The organism is Mesorhizobium sp. ArgA1, assembly GCF_053714375.1.
Genome location: NZ_JBSKBQ010000008.1, coordinates 201,486 through 225,853, shown reverse-complemented (window position 1 = coordinate 225,853; position 24,368 = coordinate 201,486). Strand labels below are relative to the sequence as shown.

At 61.0% G+C, this 24,368-nt stretch carries 24 protein-coding genes; 10 read left to right on the top strand and 14 right to left on the bottom strand.

Annotated elements, in window-relative coordinates; translation table 11 throughout:
- Positions 1–505 precede the first annotated feature (505 nt).
- The 7 genes from ACWGTI_RS19345 (at position 506) to ACWGTI_RS19315 (ending at position 5,207) form a co-directional block, all read left to right on the top strand.
- Positions 506–1,063, top strand: coding sequence for a recombinase family protein (locus ACWGTI_RS19345; RefSeq protein WP_454588587.1), 558 nt, complete (start codon positions 506–508; stop codon positions 1,061–1,063).
- 573 nt (positions 1,064–1,636) lie between these two features.
- Positions 1,637–2,182, top strand: a complete 546-nt coding sequence (locus tag ACWGTI_RS19340; RefSeq protein WP_454588586.1) for a hypothetical protein — start codon at positions 1,637–1,639, stop codon at positions 2,180–2,182.
- Between the two features lie 554 nt (positions 2,183–2,736).
- Positions 2,737–2,934, top strand: coding sequence for a hypothetical protein (locus ACWGTI_RS19335; protein WP_454588585.1), 198 nt, complete (start codon positions 2,737–2,739; stop codon positions 2,932–2,934).
- Positions 2,927–3,349 (top strand): hypothetical protein, encoded by a 423-nt coding sequence (locus tag ACWGTI_RS19330; RefSeq protein WP_454588584.1) that lies wholly within the window; start codon positions 2,927–2,929, stop codon positions 3,347–3,349. Before ACWGTI_RS19335 ends, ACWGTI_RS19330 begins: the two co-directional genes overlap by 8 nt.
- Positions 3,350–3,816: 467 nt before the next feature.
- Complete coding sequence (locus tag ACWGTI_RS19325) at positions 3,817–4,266, top strand: hypothetical protein (RefSeq protein WP_454588583.1); 450 nt, start codon at positions 3,817–3,819, stop codon at positions 4,264–4,266.
- Positions 4,267–4,307: 41 nt separating this feature from the next.
- Positions 4,308–4,745, top strand: a complete 438-nt coding sequence (locus ACWGTI_RS19320) for a hypothetical protein (RefSeq protein ID WP_454588582.1) — start codon at positions 4,308–4,310, stop codon at positions 4,743–4,745.
- Between the two features lie 108 nt (positions 4,746–4,853).
- Complete coding sequence (locus ACWGTI_RS19315) at positions 4,854–5,207, top strand: Rap1a/Tai family immunity protein (protein WP_454588581.1); 354 nt, start codon at positions 4,854–4,856, stop codon at positions 5,205–5,207.
- 365 nt (positions 5,208–5,572) lie between these two features.
- On the opposite strand, the gene ACWGTI_RS19310 is transcribed toward ACWGTI_RS19315, so the two are convergent.
- The 4 genes from ACWGTI_RS19310 to ACWGTI_RS19295 all read right to left on the bottom strand — a co-directional run bounded on the left by ACWGTI_RS19310 (position 5,573) and on the right by ACWGTI_RS19295 (position 9,605).
- The gene (locus tag ACWGTI_RS19310) at positions 5,573–6,115 is read right to left on the bottom strand and encodes a DUF2569 family protein (RefSeq protein WP_454588580.1); all 543 of its coding nucleotides are present in this window, start codon (positions 6,113–6,115) and stop codon (positions 5,573–5,575) included.
- 146 nt (positions 6,116–6,261) lie between these two features.
- Positions 6,262–6,957, bottom strand: coding sequence for a TetR/AcrR family transcriptional regulator (locus tag ACWGTI_RS19305; protein WP_454588579.1), 696 nt, complete (start codon positions 6,955–6,957; stop codon positions 6,262–6,264).
- Positions 6,958–7,032: 75 nt separating this feature from the next.
- The gene (locus ACWGTI_RS19300) at positions 7,033–8,460 is read right to left on the bottom strand and encodes an amidase (RefSeq protein WP_454588578.1); all 1,428 of its coding nucleotides are present in this window, start codon (positions 8,458–8,460) and stop codon (positions 7,033–7,035) included.
- 116 nt (positions 8,461–8,576) lie between these two features.
- Positions 8,577–9,605 carry an extracellular solute-binding protein gene (locus tag ACWGTI_RS19295; RefSeq protein ID WP_454588577.1) on the bottom strand — a complete coding sequence of 343 codons (1,029 nt, stop codon included), beginning with the start codon at positions 9,603–9,605 and terminating at the stop codon, positions 8,577–8,579.
- 668 nt (positions 9,606–10,273) lie between these two features.
- Between ACWGTI_RS19295 and ACWGTI_RS19290 the strand changes: the two genes are divergently transcribed.
- Entirely contained in the window at positions 10,274–11,041 is a 768-nt protein-coding gene (locus tag ACWGTI_RS19290) for an NAD kinase (RefSeq protein WP_454588576.1), read from the top strand.
- 79 nt (positions 11,042–11,120) lie between these two features.
- Here ACWGTI_RS19290 and ACWGTI_RS19285 read toward each other — a convergent pair whose 3' ends face one another.
- On the bottom strand, positions 11,121–11,801 hold the full coding sequence (locus ACWGTI_RS19285) for an outer membrane protein (RefSeq protein WP_454588575.1): 681 nt from the start codon (positions 11,799–11,801) through the stop codon (positions 11,121–11,123).
- 364 nt (positions 11,802–12,165) lie between these two features.
- Between ACWGTI_RS19285 and ACWGTI_RS19280 the strand changes: the two genes are divergently transcribed.
- Positions 12,166–13,779, top strand: coding sequence for a DEAD/DEAH box helicase (locus tag ACWGTI_RS19280; RefSeq protein WP_454588574.1), 1,614 nt, complete (start codon positions 12,166–12,168; stop codon positions 13,777–13,779).
- A gap of 68 nt (positions 13,780–13,847) precedes the next feature.
- Here ACWGTI_RS19280 and ACWGTI_RS19275 read toward each other — a convergent pair whose 3' ends face one another.
- The 4 genes from ACWGTI_RS19275 to ACWGTI_RS19260 form a co-directional block, all read right to left on the bottom strand.
- Positions 13,848–14,456 (bottom strand): hypothetical protein, encoded by a 609-nt coding sequence (locus ACWGTI_RS19275; RefSeq protein ID WP_454588573.1) that lies wholly within the window; start codon positions 14,454–14,456, stop codon positions 13,848–13,850.
- Between the two features lie 297 nt (positions 14,457–14,753).
- Complete coding sequence (locus tag ACWGTI_RS19270; protein WP_454588572.1) at positions 14,754–15,404, bottom strand: OmpA family protein; 651 nt, start codon at positions 15,402–15,404, stop codon at positions 14,754–14,756.
- A 152-nt stretch (positions 15,405–15,556) separates the two neighbouring features.
- Positions 15,557–15,925, bottom strand: coding sequence for a GFA family protein (locus tag ACWGTI_RS19265; protein ID WP_454588571.1), 369 nt, complete (start codon positions 15,923–15,925; stop codon positions 15,557–15,559).
- 125 nt (positions 15,926–16,050) lie between these two features.
- A complete protein-coding gene (locus tag ACWGTI_RS19260; RefSeq protein ID WP_454588570.1) occupies positions 16,051–16,941 on the bottom strand; it encodes a LysR family transcriptional regulator in 891 nt (296 codons plus the stop codon).
- Positions 16,942–17,044: 103 nt separating this feature from the next.
- On the opposite strand from ACWGTI_RS19260, the gene ACWGTI_RS19255 reads away from it, so the two are divergent.
- A complete protein-coding gene (locus ACWGTI_RS19255) occupies positions 17,045–17,914 on the top strand; it encodes an NmrA/HSCARG family protein (RefSeq protein WP_454588569.1) in 870 nt (289 codons plus the stop codon).
- A gap of 131 nt (positions 17,915–18,045) precedes the next feature.
- Here ACWGTI_RS19255 and ACWGTI_RS19250 read toward each other — a convergent pair whose 3' ends face one another.
- The 5 genes from ACWGTI_RS19250 to ACWGTI_RS19230 form a co-directional block, all read right to left on the bottom strand.
- Positions 18,046–18,426, bottom strand: coding sequence for a hypothetical protein (locus tag ACWGTI_RS19250; RefSeq protein ID WP_454588568.1), 381 nt, complete (start codon positions 18,424–18,426; stop codon positions 18,046–18,048).
- A 271-nt stretch (positions 18,427–18,697) separates the two neighbouring features.
- Entirely contained in the window at positions 18,698–19,105 is a 408-nt protein-coding gene (locus ACWGTI_RS19245) for a GFA family protein (RefSeq protein ID WP_454588567.1), read from the bottom strand.
- A gap of 10 nt (positions 19,106–19,115) precedes the next feature.
- Positions 19,116–20,247 (bottom strand): peptide chain release factor 2 gene (gene prfB, locus ACWGTI_RS19240; protein ID WP_096445560.1). Its coding sequence is split into 2 segments (ribosomal slippage): positions 19,116–20,180 and positions 20,182–20,247, totalling 1,131 coding nucleotides; the frame shifts between segments, so codons are not numbered across the junction.
- A gap of 130 nt (positions 20,248–20,377) precedes the next feature.
- Positions 20,378–22,834, bottom strand: coding sequence for a penicillin-binding protein 1A (locus tag ACWGTI_RS19235; RefSeq protein ID WP_454588566.1), 2,457 nt, complete (start codon positions 22,832–22,834; stop codon positions 20,378–20,380).
- 214 nt (positions 22,835–23,048) lie between these two features.
- The gene (locus ACWGTI_RS19230; protein ID WP_454588565.1) at positions 23,049–24,308 is read right to left on the bottom strand and encodes an N-acetylmuramoyl-L-alanine amidase; all 1,260 of its coding nucleotides are present in this window, start codon (positions 24,306–24,308) and stop codon (positions 23,049–23,051) included.
- Between the last annotated feature and the right edge of the window lie 60 nt (positions 24,309–24,368).

The following is a 24,368-nucleotide window of genomic DNA, read 5'->3' as shown; positions in this document are numbered from 1 at the left end:
GTGCGGTGTCATATTAGTTACCACAGATATATGGCCATTACCACAACTGCGTATCGGATCCGTTTGGCCAATTCGGTCGAGTAATCGGCTTGGCCAAACCATTCCCGAACTTAGATTCGCATAGTTGGCTCATGTGTACGCCAGGGCGCCTTGGTCGAACAATGCATGCGTAACGAGGCTGTCCAGCGAGACACAGCGACGAAGCGATTGCATGGGCCGGCAGCGTTCACCTTAGGTAAAGCCCATTGTTCTAGGCCCGAAGCATGGTCCAAGAAATATCTGACGGAAAAATCTGCGCCGGGGATCGGATAGCCAGATCGTGCGAATACCCCCCGTACCCCCGTTCAAGCCTTACTTTGGAAGGCCACGCTTGATGCACGCGGGGACGGTTTGTGACTGTGTTCCCCGTTCACAAAGGTATACCTTCGTGAACATAGCGCTTGACTTGTACACTAATCGTCCACTAAGTGGTGTTCACCAACAGCCTTAGAGGAAAGTGAACATCATGATCATCGGCTATGCCCGCGTCAGTTCCACCGGCCAAGACCTAGACACCCAGCTTGAGAAGCTGACGGCTGCCGGTGCCGAGAAGGTCTTCAGCGAGAAGCGCTCGGGGTTGGACGAGACGCGACCCGAGCTTGAGAAGGCGCTGGAGTTTGCCCGTGAGGGTGACGTGTTCGTGGTGACCAAGGTCGACCGTCTGGCGAGATCAGCGGCGCACCTCCACCAGATCGTGCGGGACCTAGACAAGAAGGGTGTGGGCTTCAAGGTGCTGGACGACGCCTCGCTAGACACGACCACCCGGACAGGCAAGCTGGTGTTCGGCATCCTCGCCAGCATCGCAGAGTTTGAGACGGCGCTTCGCAAGGAGCGGCAGATGGAAGGCATCGCCAAGGCGAAGGCCAAGGCCGAGGCCGCAGGTGAGCCGTGGAAGACCGGCAGGCCGGTGACCCTCGACCACGACCTGATCAAGGCCCTGAAGACCGAGGGGCGCTCTGTGAGGCAGATCGCCAAGGAGGCGGGGTGTTCACCCTCAGCGGTCCAGAAGGTTCTGACAGCGTAGACCCACAAAGGTGACCACTACGTCTACGAAGGGCATATGGCCACCACTAGGACTATGAAGGCGACCAGCCCCTCCACTAGCACTAACAAGGGGCATAACCCCCCTACTAGCACTGAGCAGGCGACTACCCCGCCCACCTTGGACCTACGAACGCGACGAAGGCCCCCACTGGCACTACCGAGGCGACTATCCCACTGGCACTACGGAGGCGACAAAGGCCTCCACTAGCTACGTGAAGGCGATTTCCTCACCGAGGACATACCCACCCAGTAGCACTACGAAGGCTGATAGGGACACCACTAGCACTACGAGGGCGATTAAGGCCCCTACTGGCACTACCGAGGCGAATAACCCACCAACTAGCACGGCCCAACGCTCTTCACCCAAGCTGCCCCGTGCAGTTCTCCCTGTTGCGACTGCCTGTTGCCCTGTTTCGCTCCTTCCGGGGCGACGGGATGTGGCGCTTGGCGGGGCAGCTTTGGTGAGGCGCGTGTGTGGCCTTATCTGTCCTCCCCTTTTTGACTGGACGGCTCAGGGCAGCAGAAATGCCCCCATCAACCCAAAGGAACCGCTATGTTCGATCCCATAAACATCATCCCTAACATCTCCCGTCACTGGATCATGGAGCAGGAGGAATACCGAAAGAAAGGCCCGCGCTGGTCCTCGCCATTCTACGCGAAGGTCACCTCCAGCGACACCGAGCGGGACACCGATTTCAACCATCAGGCCACCCTCATCCTCACCGAACGTGGCTTCTCGGGTCCAGCCGTAGCGCGGGTGCTGGGCATCTCGCTACGCTCTGTCAGGTCGCACCTCAGCAACCCCTCAATGACCCTTGCGGCTGAGTGCCAGGAGATCGCCAAGCGGAAGGCAATCGAGGACCATAACCGGATCAAGCGGGGCAAAGCTCCGTTCGATGTCGAGGCTCACCTTGTGGCCAACGGCTCGGTGTCCGAGGCCGAGGCGTCGTGGCTCGGCGATGAGCCGTTCAGGTGCCTTCCGACGAAGGACAAGGTCCGCAGATACCGATCGGACGGCATCCTCTCTCAGAAGCGAATTGCCGGGCTGCTGGGGATCACGCGACAGGCTGTCGGCAAGATTGTTCAATCATTGAACTAACAGTGCAATTAAGGTGCATCTGCCTCCCCGGCCAGACCGATTTGTGATTTAGTATCAAACGGTTAAGGTGCCGTGAAGGAGGCAACATTCCTATTTAGAGCAGAACCTTCAGGGCTTCCCCCTTCAGGTGATACCATTGGCCAGCCCTTCGGGTTCGCTATCTTCGATAGGCTGACCGAAGATGATCCAATCCTGTGCTGAAGTGTTCCTGAGGCTGCCCAGGGACATGAGACACACCTCTAGAAACCCTCTGTAACAGAGAACCCTAGAGACACCCTCATTGGTCGCTTCGCTCCGCAGACCATGGAACGTGCCTCCTTAGTACCTGATCACCCCCAGCACATCTTCACTCCACCTTCGGAATGGTCTCTAGCCTGAGCCTTCGTAACGAAGGTGATTTAGAGCTACCCCCCGAAGTCTCACTTGAAGACAGAGCCACCCGACGGACTTCCTCCCGTGGTCTCCACCTCTGTGGTCTCCCACGTCAGGGAACCGTCAGGGGCACCTTTGGGGGCTCACCCGATAACCACCTCATCATCACCAAGGATCAACAAATGCAAGACGAAGCAACACGTCGGAAATGGCGTGAGTACAAGAGCAAGTGGCGCGCGGAGAACCCGGAGCGCAACAGGGAACTCGACAGCCGGGCCTATCACCGGAACCGCGAGACCATCAACCGGAAGCGTAAGGAGGTGCGGAAGCTGTTCGCGGAGTGGCGGCAGTCTTTGAAGGCGATGCCGGCCAATGACTGAACGTCACGTGGAGATCATCCCCACAATCCGAGTGGTCGAGACCGACCGAGAATGGATCGTCCAGGCGGTCGAGAAGAAGCGGACCCGTAGGCGCGGCGCTCAGTCCACCGGCGAATGGACCGACCGTGCATACCTCACCAGCCGGACGATGCTGAACGGCGAACTTAAACGCCTTGTCGGCAACGGTGCGATGAAGTCGGGCCTTGTTGGGCATGTCAGCCAAGAGGTTCTGGACTGGCTCGACAGCTTGCCGCTTCGGCACCCATCGCGCGAGGCTCTCACGGTGTTGGACATGCTGGAGGCGTCGACGGCGGGCAGTGAGCATGGTGAGACTTTCCATGACCATCTGCCACTGGTCGTGAAGCACGGGCCGCTACGGTGGCGCAATGACCGGAACGCGCGCTTTGAACCTTGATCAGGTCAGGCGGCGGGACTGGGTGAAGACCTACCCGACGCGGGAGGCGGCTCTTGCGTTGATCGAGTGGCTGAAGGCCGACGACTGGTCAATCTCATCAGAGCTTGATCGGAGGTTGCCGGGCATCGGCATCGACTGGACAAGTTGTTTTTCTTCGGCGGCCGCGCGGTGCTTTGAGGTTTATGGCTATCCCGAGTTGGAGGCTGTAGCGGTCGCCCGGAGAATTGGCGAGGTGTGGATGCGGCCCACAGCGTCCCGCAGAGAGTCCGCCGGAGGCAGCGGCAGCCTTTCCGAACCATCTACCCCAGCAACACCTACCGCATCCCCTGAAGGCTCACAGACGGCCACCTATGGGTTCACGCCTCGACGCTGACCGCGTCTATCACCACCACCACCACAGAACCAAGCAGATCAAGCCTCGGGGCATTCCGCTCCGGGGTTCACACCAACGTTGAAGGAACGAGGAAATGACCGACTACATCGACAACCCGAACAAGTACCAGAACGACAACACGCCCGTGGCTCAGGCCATGTTCAGGGCACAGGAAGCGCAGGCCGAGGCTGACAAGGCGAAGCAGGCGGCCCTTGCGTTCGAGGCCAAGGAACGCGCTCAGAAGGAAGAGATTGACCGTGCGGTCGAACTCTCGATGTCCAAGTTCAACCAGCAAATCGCCGCGCAGCGTCTAGGAGTGAAGACCCAAGGGGCGATCCGGTCTCAGGACGTCGGGGTAATCCCGCCGATGTCAGAGGTCGAGAAGACGACCGTTCGTGTGCCCTCGCTCAGCGGCATGGAACTGTCGTTCGCTCAGGCCAAGGACATGGCCGAGACGGGGCAGATCACGCTGGCCGAGTTCAACAAGGCCGTGGTCGATGGGCTGGCTGCCCGAGGCTACGCGGCGCCGAAGTCTTTCAGGTAACCTCGGGGGCCGAGAGTGATGGGGCGGTTGATTCCGCTCCGTTGCCCGCCGGGGAAGATGAGAAGACCGAGACCGATGACGAGGAGCTGACAGCCGACCAGAAGGAAGAGAAGCAGCATGCCGAGTTTGTACGCATGGCCGACGAGAGCCTTGATCGCTTCAGGGAAACCCACAGCGAACCTCAACAGCAGTTCATCGTCGACGCCTATGCGGAGACCGGAGAAATTCCGACCGGAGAAGCCTTCGGGATCGAGGAGGTGGAGGCGGCTGTTGTCGAGACTGCATTTCGCCAGCATCTGGATAGGAACATTCTGCGGCAGCATGGGCTGAACCTTCAGACCTATTTCGAGCATGTCGACGAGGCAGACTACCCGGCGCTGCGAAGGGCTGCGGCCAAGGGTGAATGGCACGTCTTCCATGGCCATGCTCAGGCCATAGCAGCGGCCCGGAGGACGGGGACAGCCTTCACTTACGAATAGTTGCAATCGCGCGGCGCGACACCAGCGCCGACTTGTATTAACGTTTCGCCCGCCCCGCTGCATCGCCCCAAGAGTTGCGGCGGGGCAGCCCCCCAGAAGGACCAAGATATGCGAAGCACTAGCACCTTAGCGACGGCCCTTCTGATGTCTTTGGCCTTCGCTTTCAACGCATCACAGGCCGTGGCAGAGGGGGCATGGCGGAGCGGTAATCAACTTCAGAACGAATGCAAGAAGCAGCCACCAGCTTTCGCGTATGGCTACGTCTTCGGACTTCTCGACGGGTACGACGTCGGAGAGCAGTCGGGAGCCAGTCGCCTCTTCTGCCCTCCGCAAGATGTAACAGGGGAGCAGCTCTTCGACGTGATGTGCAGGTACATCGACAGTCACCCCCAGGACCGCCAAGTCCCAGCTAGTTACTTGGCATTTACAGCGCTCACCGACGCGTGGCCCTGTCCTAAGTAGTGATCGAGAACGCCTTCACAGCCGTGGGTCTTTTGTCCACAGCATGAGAAGATTGTGGCCGCCTGCCCCGCCTTGACAGAAGGTACACCGCTCGGGCAAAAAGAGGTACACTGAGCTTAACCGCTTCGGGGGAAGACACCCTTCTACCCCCTTGATTTCTCACGGTAAGTTCGGGTGGAACGCCTCAGTTGGATTTGGCATTTAGCGCCGTCCGGGGGCACCATCCTTCGCTCTTCGAGCTTCGGATGGCAGGCCACCCGAAGCTCGTTAGACGAAGAAGTGTCCTCGGAAGCCGTGGCGAACGATGACGATCGGCTGGCAGCACCACAGCAGGCCAACTCGCAACCTTCGACCCAGCTGACCTTCTAAGAGAACGTCGCTGCCGTATCGCCACTGAACGTGTTCCTCACCCTCACCGATCTGTTGACATAGGCGGCCCAGAGCCCGGTGACTATGAAGGATGCCAAAGGTGTAACCAGTGCCCCTCCGGCAAGCAACTGGTTTACCGGAACACCGAGCACGGTCGATATCCAAACTGTGTCCAGTACGAACAAGAGAGGAATCGCAAACCACAGCCATATAAACAGCTGCGGGAAGCGATGGCTTCGCCGTAGCATCGAAACAAGCACGACCAGCTGAAGCGCCAGAAATGCCAGATTGAGGGCGGCCTCGCCATAAACAGCCAAGGCCCCGTTAGGAACTGTAACAAGCTGTTGGTAGGTTTTGACCAAACTGGCCATGTCGACAAGTGTGCGCAGCGGCGAAAGGGACAGACTGATCGCCAGCAGGATCAACCAGCCGCCAAATCCCACGAGGTCTTCCGGGCTCTGTGAGGATTTGCGTGACGACCGGACGGCGAAGAAAACGGGCACTCCAATCAGCAAGAGAAGTATCGCCCAATGCCACATTTTGCCCACCCCTTGAATGCACCTCCAGGTTGTTTAACGTACACCCCTGGATTGTGCAAGCATTTTCACAGGGATCAAGGCATCCCGAAGACTTTTTGGGTCTAAATCGCGGACGACCCTTGCCGCTCGCAAATTTGGCTCATCCCTCACCCGAAATCCCGAGGAAATGCCTGGTGCAACAAAAGCAGCATGGTCTTACGCAGCACGTCGGTGTCGCGGCCGGACGGGTTGAGGTGATCCCAATACCAGGCGCCGTGAACCAGATAGTTCAGGCTCTCCGACAGCGTGTCGATGTCGACGCCGGTGTAGCCGCCGTCACGCGCAATTTCGATCAGAAAATCGCGCGCTTCGGCGGTGTAGGCGAGATCGCTGGGCAGGCCGATTTCATTGTAGATCTGCATGCTCTTGCGGTCGCTGGAGAATGCGACAAAGACTGATACCCATTTCGGGTGCTGCCTTGCGAAATCCTGCGCACAGCCGACCGCGCCCAGGACCCGTTCCACCGTCGACAGGCCGGGCGCCCGCACCCGCGTCAGCCACAGCGCGTCATACTGGTCGCTGAGATACTGCAGAACCGCCCGGAACAGGTTCTCCTTGCTGCGAAAATGGAAGACCACCAGCGCGTTGGACGAGCCGACATGTTCGGCTATGCGCTGCATGGTGACACTGGCCAGCCCCTCCTCCGCGATAAGCTCGACGGTGGCGTCGATGATGCGCTGGACGCTGGCTTCGCCGCGCTCGCGCCGACGATCCCGGGGCGGCGCGGCGTCGTTTGCCGACTCCCTGCCTTTGGTTGTTGCCTTGCGTTTGCCCGCCTGCGCGGTGGCTTTGCGTTGCGCCATGATCGTCAGGCCTTTCCTCCGCGGCGGAATTATCCGCCGCTGCTTGACATTGGGGCACGCCGGTCCATTGCGGACTCAGATCGATGGGCGTGTCCCGGCATTCGTGTACCATTGACCCTGAGCCGTCTCAAAGGCCATCGCGGCCCGGAAAACATCGGCATCGCTATAGGTGCGGCCGACGATCTGGATGCCCGTCGGCACGCCATTGGCGGCGCGGCCCGATGGAACAGACAGAACCGGGCAGCGGCTCATCATGTTGAATGGCGTCGTCATCACCCAGCCCAGCGATGGGTCCACTTGCTTCCCGTTGATCTCTACCGTCCCATTGGTCTGATCGAACTCCGCCGGCACTGCAGGAAGCGCGTTGGTCGGGCAGATCAGCACATTGTAGGTCTCCAGCAACGGACCCAGGGTCTGGTACATCCTGGCGGCTACGTCGAGGGTCGCGACAAAATCCGTGGCCTTCGACTTCTGCCCGTCCTGTGCGAACCGCCTGGCATAGCTGGTCATGTCGCTGCCGTGCTCCGCCAGCAATTGCGACAGCGACGCGCCGAACAGATGCTCCAAATAGGTCATGCCGGCCTTCAGCACCCCGTCGTTCCAGCCGAGGTCGACTTCCTCGACGGTGGCGCCGAGCGAGCGGAACACATCGCAGGCGGCGAGCGTGTTTTTGCGCACGTCGGCATCGACCTCGAAGGAGCCAAGGTCCATCGAGAAGGCGACCTTCCAGCCCTTGATCGGCTTGTAGTCGTTGGGCAGCCGAAGTTTGGGACGCAGCGTGGCGATGTCGAGCGGGCTCGGCCCGGCCATGACATTCTGCAGCAGGATCGCATCCCTGACGTTCCGGGCCAGCGGACCGGTGTGGCAGTAGAAATCGAGGTTGAAGGGTGGCTCGTCCGGATTGCGGCCGTAAGGCGGTTTGAAGCCGACAAGGCCGCAGGCCGAGGCCGGAATGCGGATCGAGCCGGCAATGTCGGAGCCGGTGGCGATCGATGATGTGCCGGACGCCAGCGTCGCGGCGGCGCCGCCCGATGAACCGCCCGGCGTAAAATCCGGGTTCCAGGGGTTGCGCGTCACACCCCAGCGCTTCGACCAGGTATAGCCGGCACAGCTGAATTCGGGCGTCGCCGTGCGGGCGTGCACAATGCCGCCGGCTTTGATGATGCGCTCATTCATCGTCGAGGTGTGGCCGCCAATGGCATCCCTGGACAGCAGCGAGCCATGCGATGTCGGCTTGCCCTTGATGTAGCTCTCGTCCTTGATGCCGATCGGCAGGCCTTCCAGCGCGCCAGTGCGGGCGCCCTTGGCGTATTTCGCCTCCGCCTTCCTGGCGAGCGCCATCGCCTCGTCGAAGTGAGTGAAAGTGAGGCAGTTGACGACAGACTTCGTCGCCTCGGCGCGATCTATGGTCGCCTGCATCAGTTCGACAGGCGAAAGTTTCTTCGCCTTGAACAGCCGCAACGCCTCGCTGGCCGGCATGTAGCAAAGGTCGAGATCGGACATCAAGGTTCTCCCGCGATCGGTGGACCGCTTTTTTGGCATGAAGGCCGGGCCGCGGCTTCGCGGCCCGATGGTTGTTCATCAGGTGCTGTTCGTCAGGTTTGGGCTGGCGGTCGATGCTATTTCTGCAGATCGGTCCAGATCTTGGTATACAGCGCCTGCACGTCGGCCGGACAGGCCGGCATGAACTGGCCCTTGGCGGCAAATTCAGCGGGAACATCCACTTCGGGCGCCCCCTTCATATCGTCCGGCAGGAAGGCCTCGGAGCCCTTGATGCCATTGGCGTAGCGCGCGAAGGCCGAAATCAGTGCGGCATTCTTCGGGTCCATGATGAAATTCTGGAAAAGCTTGGCGTTCTCGACGTTTTTGGCATCCTTGAGCACCGCGACATTGTCCATCCAGATTGGAAAGCCTTCCTTGGGATAGCCGTAGACGATCTTGTCGTTCTCCAGCCGCTCGCGTAGCGAAATGCCGTTCCAGTTGACGCCCGCTGCAATGTCGCCCCTGCCGAGACCATCGACGGCGGCGTAATCGAGTGAGAGCCATTTCGCCTTGGCCTCGACCAGCTTGTCATGCACCTTCTTCAGCACCTGCATGTCGTCGGTGCAGTATTTGCCGCCCTCATAGGCGATGGCGAGGAACATGATGTCCCCCATTTCGGGCACGACATTGATCTTGCCGACGAGCTCCGGCGGCGGGTCGAGGAAAAGTGCTGAGGTGTTCGGGTCGCCCGCATAGACCGATTTGTTGACCGAGATGCCGGTCGTGCCCCATTGCCACGGCACGGTGTATTTGCGGCCGGGGTCGAACGGCACGTCGACCCATTTCGGATCGACGTTTTTGAAGTTCTCCATCTGGTTGGGATCGGTTTCCAGGAGCAGGCCTTCGCTGATCCAGATCGGAATGACACTGGCCGAAGGCACGACGATGTCGTAGCCGGAGGCGCCCTGGCGGACCTTGGCAAGTGCGGTGTCGTTGGAATCGTAGTCGGTGACGGTGACCTTGATCTTGTAGGTCTCTTCGAACTTCTTGATCAGCTCCGGGCTGGTATAGTTGCCCCAATTGTAGATCTGGAGTTCGCCATCGGCGCGGGCAATGCCGGTCATGGCCAGCAGCGATAGCGCCGCCGCAGTCAATTTCAGCTGCATGCTTAGTTCTCCCATTGTTGGGACCGGCGTTGCCGCCTCGAGTCCGTATGTTCCCTTCGTCCTGGTGGCCATTCACCGGCAAATGCCGGCTGACCAACTCGGTATGTTCGCAACGGTATTAATTACTAAACATACAGTCAATATCTTTTTGCTCGCATGGCGACAGCATCGGCCAAACGTCGACGACGCATGGTCGATGCCGTCAAATCTTTCAGATTGTCGCGCAATGAGCGATGGATCGCCGTCGGCGGATAGGCTGCGCCTTTAGCCTACAATGCGTTTTGCGGGCATGGCATGCCGGCGTCGCCGCAGCGTGAGGCCGTCGGCCTTGGCCTGGAGTCCTCGGACTGTCGCACAAGTTCGGCGAAGAGAAGTGCGAAACTTCCCAACACGAGGAAGACGATAATCAGGCGTGTCACCGGCAATAGACAGGTCTCGACTGGCTAGCCCCCCAGCCACCCATCCTCTGCCGGCTAACATGATCTATCGGGCTTTACGAGTGTTTAAGCTCCATCTTAACCATCACATTCGCCGCTCCGGCGACATGAAGCGCGAGGGACCGAATTTCGTTCCGGCGCAGCCGAAGTGGGACCGGACGCTGCCTCCCTTTGCAGATGCGCTTGCCCATGCTACCCCACGCAACCGCCGCCGACCGCCATCGGGAAGTCATGAGCAAAGCCAGTCTCGCCTTCGTCTCCTCAGACACCGCCGATGCCAAGGCGGCGATGGAAAGCCTGTCGGCCCGCTATGGCCAGGCCTCTCAGGAGGACGCCGAGGTGATCGTGGCGCTGGGTGGCGACGGTTTCCTGCTGCAGACCCTGCGCGACACGATGAGCACGGGAAAGAAGGTCTACGGCATGAACCGTGGCACCATCGGCTTCCTGATGAACGAATACCGCGTCGGCGGTCTCACCGAACGCATCGCGGCCGCTGTCGCCGAAACGATCCGGCCGCTGGAGATGCTGGCGGAGACGCATGGGGGCGAGGCGGTTTCGGCGCTGGCCATCAACGAAGTGGCGCTGTGGCGCCAATCCTACCAGACGGCAAAGATCCGCATCACCGTAGACGAACAGGTACGCATCGAGGAACTGAACTGCGACGGCGTTATGATCGCAACGCCGGCAGGCTCCACCGCCTACAATCTGTCGGCGCACGGGCCGATCCTGCCGCTCGACGCGCCGCTCCTGGCGCTCACCCCGGTCAGCCCGTTCCGGCCGCGCCGTTGGCGCGGCGCGCTGCTCTCCAACAAGGCGACCGTGCGCTTCGACATTCTGGAGCCGGAAAAGCGGCCGGTGAACGCCGCCGCCGACCACACTGAAGTGAAAGCGGTGGCGTCGGTGACGGTGAGGGAATCGCTGACGGCGACCGCCACCCTGCTCTTCGACCCCAATCATTCATGGAACGAGCGCATCCTCGCCGAACAGTTCCGGTACTGAGCCGGTCCCTGAGATGCGCAGGCGCCAACAAAAAAGGGCGCCGCGGCGACGCCCCTTTCAAGCGTTGCGAGACGCAATGCTAGAAATGATAGTTCACGCCGAGCCGAACGGTGTTGAACTTGAACTTGGCCTCGAAACCATCGCCGCCATTTCCGGTGCCAAAATGGCCTGTGCCGAGATCGGTATAAAGATATTCCGCCTTGGCTGACCAGTTCTGATTGAAGGCCCATTCCAGGCCACCGCCGGCCGTCCAGCCAGTCTTGGTGTCACTGCCGCACCATTCATCACCGGGACAAAAACCTGACAGTTCTCCCTTTACCCTGCCAATGGCGAGGCCGCCGGTGACGTAGGGAAGGAAATTCTCTACCGCATATCCAACACGAGCACGCGCAGTGCCAAGCCATTGTGTGCTGAATGTGCAGGTATCGGTCGTCCCGCACCCCCAGCCAGTCCCGCCGTCGCCCGACCCCTTCAGGCCGGAGGCCGAAAAATCTGCCTCAACGCCTGCGACGATGTTGCCGAATTGCTTGTTGTAGCCAATGGCTATGCCACCCAGAACGCCATCGTACTTGATACCGTCGGAGGGAGATCCGTCGTCCAGGGCGTGCGTCGTGCCCCATCCATAACCAACAACGCCACCCAGATAGACGCCGGTCCAGTCATGGACCGCCGCTACAGGCGCTTCGACCAACGCATCCGCGGCAAGAGCAGGCGTCAGGGCAATCGCCGCGAATGCCACGGCAAGGAGAGCGCTTTTCATAGTCTTTGTCCTGAGAGAGTCACTGAAGCGAGCGAAATCAACTGTGCGGACTCTGGCTGCAGAAATATAGAAGTCAATTGCTTAGTCAGGTCTTTAGAGGTGCAAGGACTAGAGAACGCCCGCCAGCGTTGCAAGCTTGCATCACATCCGCCATCGGGCGAGTTGGCGCATCGGGGAGCGTACGGTCATCTGCAACGTTAAACACCGCGATTAAGGTTACATTTTCACAATCGTGCCAATCCCGCCCGTTTCTGTTGACAAATCGCGGGCTTGCGCCTAATCGCAATACCAATCTTGCAGGCACGCTGTGCTTGCCGCGACGGATGCCGTTGCGCTTCCCCGAACCAGCCAAAGACATCAACACTTGTCCTCAGACACCACGACCGCTCCAGAAGCGTTGACCTTTTCAGACCTTGGCCTGTCGCCGAAGGTCCTTTCCGCAGTCACCGATGCCGGCTACACCCAGCCGACGCCGATCCAGGCCGGCGCCATCCCGCATGCGCTGCTCGGCAAGGATATTCTGGGCATCGCCCAGACCGGCACGGGCAAAACCGCCTCCTTCGTGCTGCCGATGCTGACCCGCCTCGAAAAAGGCCGGGCCCGCGCCCGCATGCCGCGCACGCTGATCCTCGAGCCGACGCGCGAGCTTGCCGCGCAGGTCGAAGAGAATTTCGTTCGATACGGCAAGAACCACAAGCTCAACATCGCGCTTCTGATCGGCGGCGTCTCCTTCGACGAACAGGACAAGAAGCTGGAGCGCGGCGCCGATGTGCTGATCGCCACGCCAGGCCGCCTCCTTGACCACCGCGAACGCGGCAAGCTGTTGCTCAACGGCGTCGAGATCCTCGTCATTGACGAAGCCGACCGCATGCTCGACATGGGCTTCATCCCCGACATCGAGCGCATCTGCGAGATGATCCCGTTCACCAGGCAGACGCTGTTCTTCTCGGCGACGATGCCGCCGGAGATCACCAAGCTTACCGAGAAGTTCCTGCATGCGCCGGTGCGCGTCGAGGTCTCCAAGGCCGCATCGACCGCCACCAGCATCATCCAGCGCCTGGTCAAGTCCGGCTCGAAGCCGTGGGACAAACGCGAGACGCTGCGCAATCTGATGAAGGCCGAAGACGCCGAGCTGAAGAACGCCATCATCTTCTGCAACCGCAAGGTCGAAGTGTCGGAGCTGTTCCGCTCGCTGCTGAAGTATGATTTCGACGCCGGCGCCCTGCATGGCGACATGGACCAGCGCGCCCGCATGCAGATGCTGGCCAATTTCCGCGACGGCAAATTGCGCTATCTCGTGGCGTCCGACGTCGCCGCGCGCGGCCTCGACATCCCCGATGTCAGCCACGTCTTCAACTACGATGTGCCTATCCACGCCGAGGACTATGTCCACCGCATCGGCCGCACCGGTCGCGCCGGACGCTCGGGCAAATCCTTCACCATCGCCACCAGGTCGGACACCAAATACATCGATGCCATCGAGCGGCTGATCGGCAACAAGATCGAGTGGCATGACGGCGACCTGTCGACGGTGGTCGCCAGCGAGGGTAGCGGGGACGAAGCGCCCCGCCGTGGCCGTGGCGCCCCGCGCCGCGCCGGCCGCAAGGATGACGACCGCAAGGCCCATGATCGCAAAGACAACGGCGAGCGCAGGCCACGCGAGCGCCACGCCAAGCGCAGCGATGACACGCCGGCGGCAGATGCCGCACGCGAGGAACAGCCAGTCGCAGCCGAAGCCGCGGTCGCCGACATCGGCGAACGGCATCAGCGCAAGGAAGCGATCCGCTCCGATAACAGCGAGCGCAAGGTCTCCGATCGCAACAACGAGAGCCGTGCTCCCGAACGCGGCGACACGAGGCCGCAGCGTGCCAACAACAGCCGCCCTGCCCGCAGCAACCGCGGCGGCGAAGACAATGACGGCACCGTCGGCTTCGGCGATGACATGCCGGCCTTCATGAAGATCGTCGCCAAGGTCTGATTTCCGGTTTTCGGTTTCGCGAGGCAAGCCGATCACCCGGCTTGCCTGCCGCGATCATTTCCGTCCCGTCACATCGGGCCGGGCATCATCTTTGTCGGTTTTTCCAGCATCGGAAACTCGGCCTTGCTGCATTTCACCTTCGGGTTCGTCGGGCTGAACATGCCGTTCGGGTTGTCCCTGAACAACCAGGCGTGCAGGTCGTAGTGGACGAACTCCCTCGGAATGAGCGGATAGTGCCCTTCCATCGGTCCCATGAAGGTCTGACCAAATAGCTTGGGGGCTTCCTTGACGTCCGGCGTCAGTGGCACCAGCCATTCCACGCCCACCAGCTTCAAGCCTTTTTTGGTCGGCTCGTAGATCAAGACATTGGGTTTCATCGGGTCGAGCTTCTGGCCGACGCTGGGAACATTGACGAAATGGATGCCCATGGCGCCCTTTGGATAATCCATCGTGCCGGGTATCTTTTCGCCACTGAAGTAGACGCAACCTTCGGTCGACAGATAAAGGTCGCGGATGGCGGCCGTGTAGTCCTCATATTTGGCGAGTGACTTCTTCAAGGCTTCGATGTCGGCCTTGTTGGCGTCTTCGGCGCGAGCCGTGGCGGCCACGCACCAAGCAGAGACTAGACCTGTCAAAACGAGGACGCCGTAACGCCCAAGACGAGCTGTTCTTGTCATGCATTCCTCCCAGATTTCATGATCTGGCCGTGCAAGACCGGGGCCGAATAGATGATGATTGCGCGGCCGTTTGTACCCGCCCCATCCCCTCTCTGGAACAGTGCCAATGCTAATCCTTTCCAAGGTCTCCGGAAAGAGATTATTAGAAAACTCTAATGCTTTAGATCTTTTGGCGGACCACGGGAGCCAAAATGAAAACGGCCCCTTGCGGGGCCGCCTTCGCATTCGATGCTTTTTTCCTATTGGACCATGATCTTTTCCGAAAACCGGTACCCACTTTCGGGATCATGGTGGCGATCAGGTAAGCGGCGAAAGCTGGATCTCGACGCGCCGATTCTGCGCGCGGCCGGCCGACGTTGCGTTAGACGCGATCGGGCGGGTCTTGCCGAAGCCGGTGACGGCGAAGCGGCGCGAATCGACGCCCTGTCCCGACAGGTAGTTGGCGACCGCCAATGCACGGCGCTGGGACAGATCGAAATTGTGCTCGTCGCCACCGGTCGAATCGGTGTGGCCGAACACATCCACTGTCGTCTGCTTGAATTTCTTCAACACCAGCGCAACGGAGTTCAACACCTGGTAGAAGCCTGGCTTCACCGCATCCTGGTCCACGTTGAACGTGATGTCGGACGGCATGTTGAGGATGATCTGGTCACCGGTGCGGGTAACGCTGACGCCGGTGCCCTCGAGCTGCCGGCGCAATTCCGCTTCGTTCTGGTCCATCGTGGCGCCGATCGCGCCGCCGGCCAATGCGCCGATGCCCGCGCCGATCAGCGCATTGCGGCGGTCATTGCCGCCAGCAAGCAGGCCAAGGCTGGCGCCGGCCAAGGCACCAAGGCCTGCACCCGCGGCGGTGTTGGAAATCTTCTGATCGCCAGTATACGGATCAGTAGTCGTGCAGGCGCTCACCAGCACAGCCGTCGCAACGGCGACGAGCACAGTCTTTTTCATGAGATAACGTCCCTCTCCAAACCGCGGCCCTCGCGGCCGCGCACTTCAGCCCTTCCACGGGTCTTGTACCATGAAATACGGCGAAAAACCGAGCGGCGAAAGCGGCTTTTCCCCGCTTGCGCCACTCTTCTGCTTAAGCGGTTGGCGCCGGCCTACCAGAGGTTCTTGCCGTCGATGACGACCACCTCGACCTTGTCGAGGTCGAAATCGTCAAACAGCCGTGAATTGACTGAGATCTTGGGATTGTCGAAGTCCGGCTTGCCGGTCGACCAGTCCGGCGTTTGCGTGAAGGTGCCGCAGCCGCAAATGGCGCAGAACCCATGTTTGACGGTTTTCGATCCCCATTCATAGACGGAGACGTTCTCGGCCGGGCTGGTGAGCTTGAATTGCGAGGGAACGTAATAGGCCCACAGCGACCCGCGCTTGGAGCAGAACGAGCAGGTGCATTGCGTCACAGTCTCGGGCGCCTGCGAAACCTCGAATGTCGTCGCCTTGCAGTGACAACTGGCCTTGATGGTCATGAACCGCTTTCCTCTCCGTTGCCGCCCTATGCGGCAAAGGCAACATAAAGGAACGCTCCTGACAACCGTCTGTCAGCAGGCTTGATCGATCGAGCCGAGCGGCGTTCTGGCTGATCGGTCTGTCGTCACCTGCCAATATAGGCAGCCAGTTCGTCCGGCGTCCCATTTGGGAAAGCCTCTTTTAGAAAATCCAGGAACGCAGACACTCGTGCGCTGAGCAGCCGCCGCGATGGGTAGAGCGTCCACAGAGAGATCTCGGGGCCGTCAATATCCCCCCAATTCACCAGTGTGCCGTCGGCCAGGTCGTGGGCCACCAACGAAATGGGAAGCCGTCCTGCGCCAACGCCGGCTCGCACCGCATCCCGCACCATGATGAGCGTTGACAAAGCAAGGACAGGTTCGATCCTGATTGTCGACCGGCCACCTTGTGTCTTCACCTGCCAAGTTTGCCGCTCGCCTGTCCCGCGGGCAACGCCAGGAGCGGCGAGCCCAGCGGTCGTACGAGGAAGGTTGGGGCTCGCCACAACGACCAGGCGGTCGCGGAGAAACGCTCGCCCAACCAGGCTTTCGTCGGGATCTGGATTGACCCGGATGACCAGATCGTAGCCTTCCTCGATCATGTCCACCTGCCGGTCCTCGGTCGTCACTTCAAGCCTCACCTCCGGATACCTGAGGGCAAACCCGGCAGCGATCCTCCCCATTGCGGTCTGCGAAAAATGCAAAGGCGCGCTGATCCGCAATCTACCCCTGGGTCTCTGACCGCCCGAGGCAATCGCCGAAGCCGTCTCGTCCAGCTCGGCAAGCAACGCACCCGTCCGCTCGAAGAGCGCCCGTCCTTCTTCGGTCAGCTTCAGGTTACGCGCACCCCGTTCAAACAGGCGCAGATCAAGACTGCTTTCCAAGTCTCCAACGCGCCGGGACAGCGTTGCCTTGGGTCGGCCGGCGGCCCTTGCCGCCTTGCCGAAGCCACCATGGCGGGCAACGAGATTGAAATCGGCGAGGGCAAGAAGATCCATCGATGTTCCACCAGTGAGACGACGTGTCTAAAATTGCCGTCTACTGGACGCTTTGTGAGCCACTCATATTGGAGGTGTCAAGCAATCCAACAGGAGAAATTTCATGACTATTCTCGTTACCGGCGCCACCGGCAATATCGGCCGCCAAGTCGTCGAACACCTCGCCAAGCGCGGCGTCGATGTGCGTGCTCTCGTCCGCGACCCGTCGAAAGCCGGCTTCCCGGCTGGCGTATCCGTCGTGCAAGGCGACTTTCTCGACGTCGATTCGCTGCGCAAAGCCATGTCCGGGGTTTCCACCCTGTTCCTCTTGAACGCCGTGGTACCGGATGAATTCACCCAGGCTTTGATCGCACTGAACGTCGCCCGATCGGCCGGCATCGAGCGGATCGTCTATCTCTCGGTGATCCACGCTGATGTCTATGTGAACGTTCCGCATTTCGCGGGCAAGTTCGGCGTCGAGCGGATGATCGAGCAGATGGACTTCAAGGCTACGATCTTGCGCCCGGCTTACTTCATCCAGAATGATCTGACGATCGAAGACATCATCACCGGTTATGGCACCTACCCAATGCCGATCGGCGCCAAGGGTCTCGCCATGATCGACGCCCGTGACATCGCCGAGATCGCAGCTCTTGAGCTGCTGCGCCGCGAACAGTCCAAGGAACCGCTTGCGCTCGACCGGCTCAACCTCGTCGGTCCGCAGACGCTGACCGGGACGGATATTGCCGCAATCTGGTCTGACGTGCTTGGCCGCCCGATCAGCTACGGCGGCGACAATACAGAGGGCTTCGAGCAAAATCTCAAGCAGTTCTTGCCCGCCTGGATGGCCTACGACATGCGCCTGATGGGTGAGCGCTTCTTCACCGACGGGATGCTGCCTGAGCACGGCGACGTCGAGCGCCTGACTGGGCTTTTGGGCCGTCCACTGCGCCGATATCGCGACTTCGCCTCAGCAGTCGCCGCTTCCGTCTGACGCAAGCACAAATACACCTAAACTGAGAAGCGCTTGCCAGTGCCGAGGATGTCCCCATGTCACATGCCAGCCTTCTCAGCAAAACGTTCTGGACCTACGGCCTGCCTTCCGATGAACCTTGTCAACGATACTCAGTAGGAACGCGGCGGCACGAACAGGCAGATCGTCTTGCCGGCGTCGAGACCAGCCTGGTGCGCGCACCAGTGGAAATCGCCATCGGGTGAGTCCTTGACCCGCTTGTCGCTCATCGGAACGACCTCCCCCGTTCCGGCGATGACATAACCCTCGGGTTTTTCCAGCACCTCGCCCGTGTGGGTGGCGCGGCAGTCATAGTTGGCGCAGCAGGCGAAGGGATAACTCCAGCCTTGCGGCTTCGCCGCTGTCGGCTTGGCGTCATGGGCGAAGGCCGGTGCGGTCAGCACCGCGATCGCGCCGATCGCAAACAAGGGAAAAAAGAAAAGTCGGCCGGCCGGTTGAACGGCTCTGGCCGATCGGACTATGGCAGCAGACATGGAAACGTTCCTTTCAAGCGAGCATCAAGCGTTTGCTTGCCCGTTCTTGGAACGTGTCTTCCCAGTGGCCGAATCGTCAGCTCGCAGATACGCCGCGTCCGGCCATAAATGCTTTTTTCAACCCTCAGCCCGAGATGTTGGGCTGATTCCTTGGTCGGCGCAAGAAGTGCATGGGTACCACAGTGCCGCACCCCGAGCGCCGACATCTGCCGTCCAAAAGGGTGCGCCGGCTTGGTTAACGAGAGGTTAACGACGCGGTGCCCAAGAGGCATTAGCCGCCGGAGGCGTGCCCCTCATATTGCGGCAGGTCGTCGGCGATGGTGAACCACGGCGCCTTGGACCCGACGAAAATGTGCGCGGTCGGCCGTATGGTGGGATCATCGACCAGCGTGCCCATGGCGACATGGACATAGGCGCCGTCACGGACAAGCGAATAGAGCAGCGAGCCGCAGCGACTGCAATGCGCATCGTGGCCGCTGTCGTCGCCGAAATGGATGAGCCCGTGATGCCCTTCGGCAAGGGCGAACTTGTCGCGCTCGATCCCGGCGAACGGCTTGAAGGCGGAACCTGTGGTGCGCCGGCAATTTGAGCAATGACAGTTCGCGGCATAGACAAATTCGTCCGCCACCTCATAGTGGACCGCGCCGCAAAAGCACTTTCCGCTGAGCTTGCGAGTCATCGGTTCCTTCCTAGTCTAGATCGGCAACCGCTTCGCCGGCACCGCCTTCTATGCGCTGCGACAGCGAGGCTTCCATGAAGTCGTCGAGATCGCCGTCGAGCACGCTCGACGGGCTGGTGCTTTCGACGCCGGTGCGCAGATCCTTCACCAGCTGGTAGGGCTGCAGCACATAGGAGCGGATCTGGTGACCCCAGCCAATGTCGCTCTTCGACGCCTCGGTGGCGTTGGCGACCGCCTCGCGCTTCTTCAGCTCTTCCTCGTAGAGCCGCGAGCGCAGCATTTCCCAGGCCTTCGCCTTGTTCTTATGCTGCGAGCGTTCTGCCTGGCAGGCGACCGCAATGCCCGTCGCGATATGGGTGATGCGGACTGCCGAGTCCGTCGTGTTGACGTGCTGGCCGCCCGATCCGGATGAGCGATAGGTGTCGATGCGGACATCGGATTCGGAGACGTCGATCTCGATCCTGTCATCGACGACCGGATAGACCCAGATACTGGAGAAGGACGTGTGGCGGCGCGCATTGCTGTCATAGGGCGAAATCCGCACCAGGCGGTGGACGCCGGATTCGGTCTTCAGCCAGCCATAGGCGTTATGGCCCTTGATCAAGAGCGTGGCAGACTTGATGCCGGCCTCTTCGCCGTCATGCACTTCCAGCACCTCGACCTTGAAGCGGCGCCGTTCGGCCCAACGCGTATACATGCGCAACAGCATCGAGGCCCAGTCCTGGCTCTCGGTGCCGCCGGCGCCGGCATGGACTTCGAGATAGGTGTCGTTGGCGTCGGCTTCGCCCGACAGCAACGTCTCGACCTGGCGGGCCTTGGCCTCCCCTTGCATCGAGCGGATGGCGGCTTCGGCTTCGGCAATGACGCCTTCGTCGCCCTCTTCCTCGCCAAGCTCGATCAGGCCGATATTGTCTTCCAGCGCCTGGGTCAGGCCCTTGACCGCCGCGATGCCTTCTTCGAGGCCCTGGCGTTCTCGCATCAGCTTTTGCGCTTCCAGCGGTTCGTTCCAGAGGCTGGCGTCCTCGGCCCGCACGTTCAGGTATTCAAGCCGCTTTATGGCCTGATCCCAGTCAAAGATGCCTCCTCAGCAGGGTTATCGCCTGCCTGATTTCATCGACAATGTTCTGCGTTTCCGCGCGCATGGCTGGTTGTTCTGTCCCGTTTTTAAAGTGGCGCTTGGGTCGGCGCGATACATAGGCACGGCATTGCTGCCTGTAAAGCGAAATGGGCCGGCTCAACGAGCCAGCCCATTCAACATAAGAAATCAGGTCGTCAGTAAAGCCCGCCGCCGGGCGCCTGGATGGCTTGCGAAGCCTCCGGCGACAGCGGTCCGCCGGCTCCATTGGAGCCGTCGGCACCCATGCCGATCACCCAATAGCTGTCGGCGGGGCCGGTGCCGGGCTTGAAGGCTTCGATGATGGTGCCGGGATCACCCGACGCGGCACGCATGCCGGTCTTGCGGTTGATGGCGACCAGGTTCATGCCTTCCGGCACCTTGAAGTCGACATTGGGCGTACCGTCCAGCGCCACGCGCATGAAGTCCTTGAAGATGGGCGCCGCCAGACCACCGCCGGTGGCGCCATGGCCGAGGCCGCGCGGCGTGTCGTAGCCCATGTAAAGGCCGACGACGAGGTTCGGCGTATAGCCGATGAACCAGGCGTCCTTCTCGTCATTGGTCGTGCCGGTCTTGCCGGCAATGTGACGGCCAAGTTCGGCGATGGTGGCGCCGGTGCCGCGCTGGACGACGCCTTCCATCATCGAGGTGATCTGGTAGGCAGTCATCGGGTCGAGCACCTGCTCGGAATTGTCGACCAGTTCCGGTTCGGGCTGGTTGTTCCATTCGGACGCATTGCAGCCTTCGCAGCCGCGCTCGTCCTGCTTGAACACAGTCTTGCCATAGCGGTCCTGGATGCGGTCGATAAGCGAGGGTTTGATCGACTTGCCGCCATTGGCCATGATCGAATAGGCCGACACCATGCGCATGACGGTCGTCTCGCCGGAGCCCAGCGCCATCGGCAGATACGGCGCCAGATGATCGTAGACACCGAAGCGCTCTGCATATTCCACCACCAGCTTCATGCCCATGTCGTTGGCCAGTCGCACCGTCATCAAATTGCGCGACTTTTCGATGCCGGAGCGCAAGGTCGCGGGACCGGCCACCGTGCCGTCATAGTTCTTTGGCGTCCAGGTCGTGTTGCCGCTCTGGATGGTGATCGGTCCGTCCATGATCACCGAGGCCGGCGTATAGCCATTGTCGAGCGCTGCCGAATAGACGATCGGCTTGAACGACGAGCCCGGCTGGCGCATCGCCTGCGTGGCGCGGTTGAATTCCGATTGCGCATAGGAGAAGCCGCCGACCATGGCCAGCACGCGGCCGGTATGCGGATCCATGGCGATCAGGCCGCCTTCCACTTCCGGCGCCTGGCGCAAGGTGTAGGCGCCTTCCGAACCTTCGTTTTTCTGCACGAAGATGACATCGCCCGGCTGCAGCACGTCGGCTGGCGACTTGGCCTTGACCGTCTTGCCATCGACCACATGGCGCATGGCAAAGCTCATGTCTTCCTTGCTGACGGTGCCCTCGACGCGTTCCTTGACGATCTCACCTGAAATCTGCCGCGTCGGCTGCAGGCCGATGGAAAGGCCGGTCTCCGAGCTGTCGAGCACGACGGCAAGCGACCATTCCGGCACGTCCTCCAGCCCCTTCACGGCGCCCAGTGCCACGCCCCAATCACCGGAAGCATCGATATGCGTCACCGGTCCGCGATAGCCGCGCAGCGTATCGTATTTGAGCAAACCGTTCTGCATCGACTTGCGGGCGATGAGCTGGACCTTCGGATCGAGCGTCGTGCGCACCGACAGGCCGCCCTCATAGAGCGCGTTCTCGCCATAGCGGGCGATGATCTGGCGGCGCACTTCCTCGGTGAAGTATTCGCCCGCAAACAGATAGGAGCCGTTGCGGCGCGGTGTGACGCCGAGTGGCTCGGCCTTGGCCTTGTCGCCTTCCTCGCGCGTCACGTAGCCGTTCTCGACCATCTGGTCGATGACCCAGTTGCGGCGCTCGATGGCGCGGTCGGCATGCTTGAAGGGATGGTAGTTGTTGGGGCCTTTGGGCAGCGATGCCAGATAGGCCGCTTCCGCGACGGTGAGTTCGTTGACCGACTTGTCGAAATAGGTCAGTGCAGCGCCCGCCACGCCATAGGCGCCGAAGCCGAAGAAGATCTCGTTGAGATAGAGCTCGAGGATGCGGTCCTTCGAATAAGCCTGCTCGATGCGGAAGGCCAGGATCATCTCCTTGATCTTGCGCTCGTAGGTCTGGTCCGAGGACAGCAGGAAGTTCTTCGCCACCTGCTGGGTGATCGTCGAGGCGCCGACCTGGCGCCTGCCCGAGCCCATGTTCTGCAGGTTGACGTAGATGGCCCGGCCAAGCCCGGTGATGTCGATGCCGGGATGGTTGTAGAAATTCTTGTCCTCGGCCGACAGGAACGCTGCCTTGACCCGGTCCGGAACCGCCTGGATCGGCAGATAGAGTCGCCGTTCGCGCGCATATTCGGCCATCAGCGATCCGTCGGAAGCATGGATGCGGGTCGTCACCGGCGGCTCGTACTTGGCCAGCACTTCGTAGTCGGGCAGGTCCTTCGACAGATGGGCGATGTATATCGCCACGCCCGCGGCGACCAGAAGCGCCAGCGTCGTGCCGATACCAAAGAAATAGCCGATGAGACGAATCATGCCCGCTCCAGTCCGAGGTTCGGGAATTTCCTAGACGAAGCCGCCTTTCGCGCAAGCCTTCGCAACGGTCCCGATCCGTGATGGAAAACCCATGTCGCCACCATGTGGACAAAATGGGGCAGCGCGGGGTTTCGCCCACCAATGCCGCAAATAAAACCGCCTTGTGTTGTCGTCTTGCAACGCTGCCTCCGGTTGTGGGCGCCGGGCGGCCATTTCAGCCCCCGGTTCCCGTTCCCATCTTGGCGGAAGCAAACAAAGCGACGGCGTTGGTGATGCTCTGCGCCGCCTTGCCGCGCCAGTCGGCGTCGAGCAGTTGCGCCTCGTCCTTGGCGTTGGAGAGATAGCCGAGTTCGACCAGCACCGACGGCACATCGGGCGCCTTCAGCACCTTGAAGCCGGCCGAGCGCTGCGGATTGTTGATAAGGCCGACGCTGGTGGAAAGCTGGCCGACCAGAGTATGGGCAAAGCTCATCGAGAAATTATGCGTCTCGCGGCGGATCAGGTCGATCAGGATGTCGGTGACTTCCTTGTTGTCGTCCTTGATCACCATGCCGGCGAACTGGTCGGAGAGGTTTTCGCGATCGGCCAGCGCCTGCGCTTCCGGGTCGGATGCCTTGTCGGAGACGGTGTAGACGGTGGCGCCGCGAATGCCCTTGACGCTGATCGTGTCGGCATGGATCGAGATCAAGAGGTCCGCCTCGTGCTGGCGGGCGATGCGTACGCGGTCGTCGAGGCGCAGGAATTCGTCGGTCTCGCGCGTCATGAACACGTCGTAGTTGCCGACTGCGGCAAGCTTGGCGCCCAATTCGGTGGCGAAGGCGAGCGTGACATTTTTCTCGATGGTGCCGTTGAGGCCTTCGGCGCCGCCGTCAATGCCGCCATGGCCCGGATCGATGACGACGGTGAAGCGATGCCCCGGATTGGAGACCGGCCCGGTACCGACCCTGGCGCCCTTGTCGGTGGAGACGGTCGAGCCGGTGGTCAGCGCCTGGTTGGCAAGGGCTTCATCGAACTCGCGGTCGGAGGCCGCCGACATGTCGATGGCGATGCGGTAGCCGGTTCCGTCGTCATTCTTGAGCACGTCGAGCTTATCGACCGAGAACGGCCCTTTGCCGGTGAGGATCAGCCGCGATCCCTCGCCCTGATCGCCGTAGCGCACCGCCTTGACCAGGCCGCGCGCCTTGGCGTCCTTCGCGCTGATGGCGAATCGCGTGCGCGGCAGGTCGACGACCAGCCGGTTGGGACCGCGCAGCAGGAACCATTTGATATCGGGCTCGCGGTCGAAATCGATGACGATGCGCATCTTTGTGGCGTCGCCCGCCATCTTGTAGGCGGTGGCGCCGAGCGGCGCATCGGCCGCCCGTGAAACCGGCGCAAAGGCGAAGCAAAGCGCCAGCAGCAAAAGCACACAAGCAGCGCGCAGCAAAAGGCCTGCACGGCCATGGCCCTTGTCTGTGGTGCCCGCCAGTCCCATCTCTTTGCAGTCGCTCCCGGTTTGGCGCCTCGCGCCCGCGTGGTTGGTCGAAATGCCGGT

Excerpts from the sequence above, each read along its gene's own strand:
- ACWGTI_RS19345 (WP_454588587.1), top strand. The coding sequence starts at position 506 with ATGATCATCGGCTATGCCCGCGTCAGTTCCACCGGCCAAGACCTAGAC.
- ACWGTI_RS19340 (WP_454588586.1), top strand. The coding sequence starts at position 1,637 with ATGTTCGATCCCATAAACATCATCCCTAACATCTCCCGTCACTGGATC.
- ACWGTI_RS19335 (WP_454588585.1), top strand. The coding sequence starts at position 2,737 with ATGCAAGACGAAGCAACACGTCGGAAATGGCGTGAGTACAAGAGCAAG.
- ACWGTI_RS19330 (WP_454588584.1), top strand. The coding sequence starts at position 2,927 with ATGACTGAACGTCACGTGGAGATCATCCCCACAATCCGAGTGGTCGAG.
- ACWGTI_RS19325 (WP_454588583.1), top strand. The coding sequence starts at position 3,817 with ATGACCGACTACATCGACAACCCGAACAAGTACCAGAACGACAACACG.
- ACWGTI_RS19315 (WP_454588581.1), top strand. The coding sequence starts at position 4,854 with ATGCGAAGCACTAGCACCTTAGCGACGGCCCTTCTGATGTCTTTGGCC.
- ACWGTI_RS19310 (WP_454588580.1), bottom strand. The coding sequence starts at position 6,115 with ATGTGGCATTGGGCGATACTTCTCTTGCTGATTGGAGTGCCCGTTTTC.
- ACWGTI_RS19305 (WP_454588579.1), bottom strand. The coding sequence starts at position 6,957 with ATGGCGCAACGCAAAGCCACCGCGCAGGCGGGCAAACGCAAGGCAACA.
- ACWGTI_RS19300 (WP_454588578.1), bottom strand. The coding sequence starts at position 8,460 with ATGTCCGATCTCGACCTTTGCTACATGCCGGCCAGCGAGGCGTTGCGG.
- ACWGTI_RS19295 (WP_454588577.1), bottom strand. The coding sequence starts at position 9,605 with ATGCAGCTGAAATTGACTGCGGCGGCGCTATCGCTGCTGGCCATGACC.
- ACWGTI_RS19290 (WP_454588576.1), top strand. The coding sequence starts at position 10,274 with ATGAGCAAAGCCAGTCTCGCCTTCGTCTCCTCAGACACCGCCGATGCC.
- ACWGTI_RS19285 (WP_454588575.1), bottom strand. The coding sequence starts at position 11,801 with ATGAAAAGCGCTCTCCTTGCCGTGGCATTCGCGGCGATTGCCCTGACG.
- ACWGTI_RS19275 (WP_454588573.1), bottom strand. The coding sequence starts at position 14,456 with ATGACAAGAACAGCTCGTCTTGGGCGTTACGGCGTCCTCGTTTTGACA.
- ACWGTI_RS19270 (WP_454588572.1), bottom strand. The coding sequence starts at position 15,404 with ATGAAAAAGACTGTGCTCGTCGCCGTTGCGACGGCTGTGCTGGTGAGC.
- ACWGTI_RS19265 (WP_454588571.1), bottom strand. The coding sequence starts at position 15,925 with ATGACCATCAAGGCCAGTTGTCACTGCAAGGCGACGACATTCGAGGTT.
- ACWGTI_RS19260 (WP_454588570.1), bottom strand. The coding sequence starts at position 16,941 with ATGGATCTTCTTGCCCTCGCCGATTTCAATCTCGTTGCCCGCCATGGT.
- ACWGTI_RS19255 (WP_454588569.1), top strand. The coding sequence starts at position 17,045 with ATGACTATTCTCGTTACCGGCGCCACCGGCAATATCGGCCGCCAAGTC.
- ACWGTI_RS19250 (WP_454588568.1), bottom strand. The coding sequence starts at position 18,426 with ATGTCTGCTGCCATAGTCCGATCGGCCAGAGCCGTTCAACCGGCCGGC.
- ACWGTI_RS19245 (WP_454588567.1), bottom strand. The coding sequence starts at position 19,105 with ATGACTCGCAAGCTCAGCGGAAAGTGCTTTTGCGGCGCGGTCCACTAT.
- ACWGTI_RS19235 (WP_454588566.1), bottom strand. The coding sequence starts at position 22,834 with ATGATTCGTCTCATCGGCTATTTCTTTGGTATCGGCACGACGCTGGCG.
- ACWGTI_RS19230 (WP_454588565.1), bottom strand. The coding sequence starts at position 24,308 with ATGGGACTGGCGGGCACCACAGACAAGGGCCATGGCCGTGCAGGCCTT.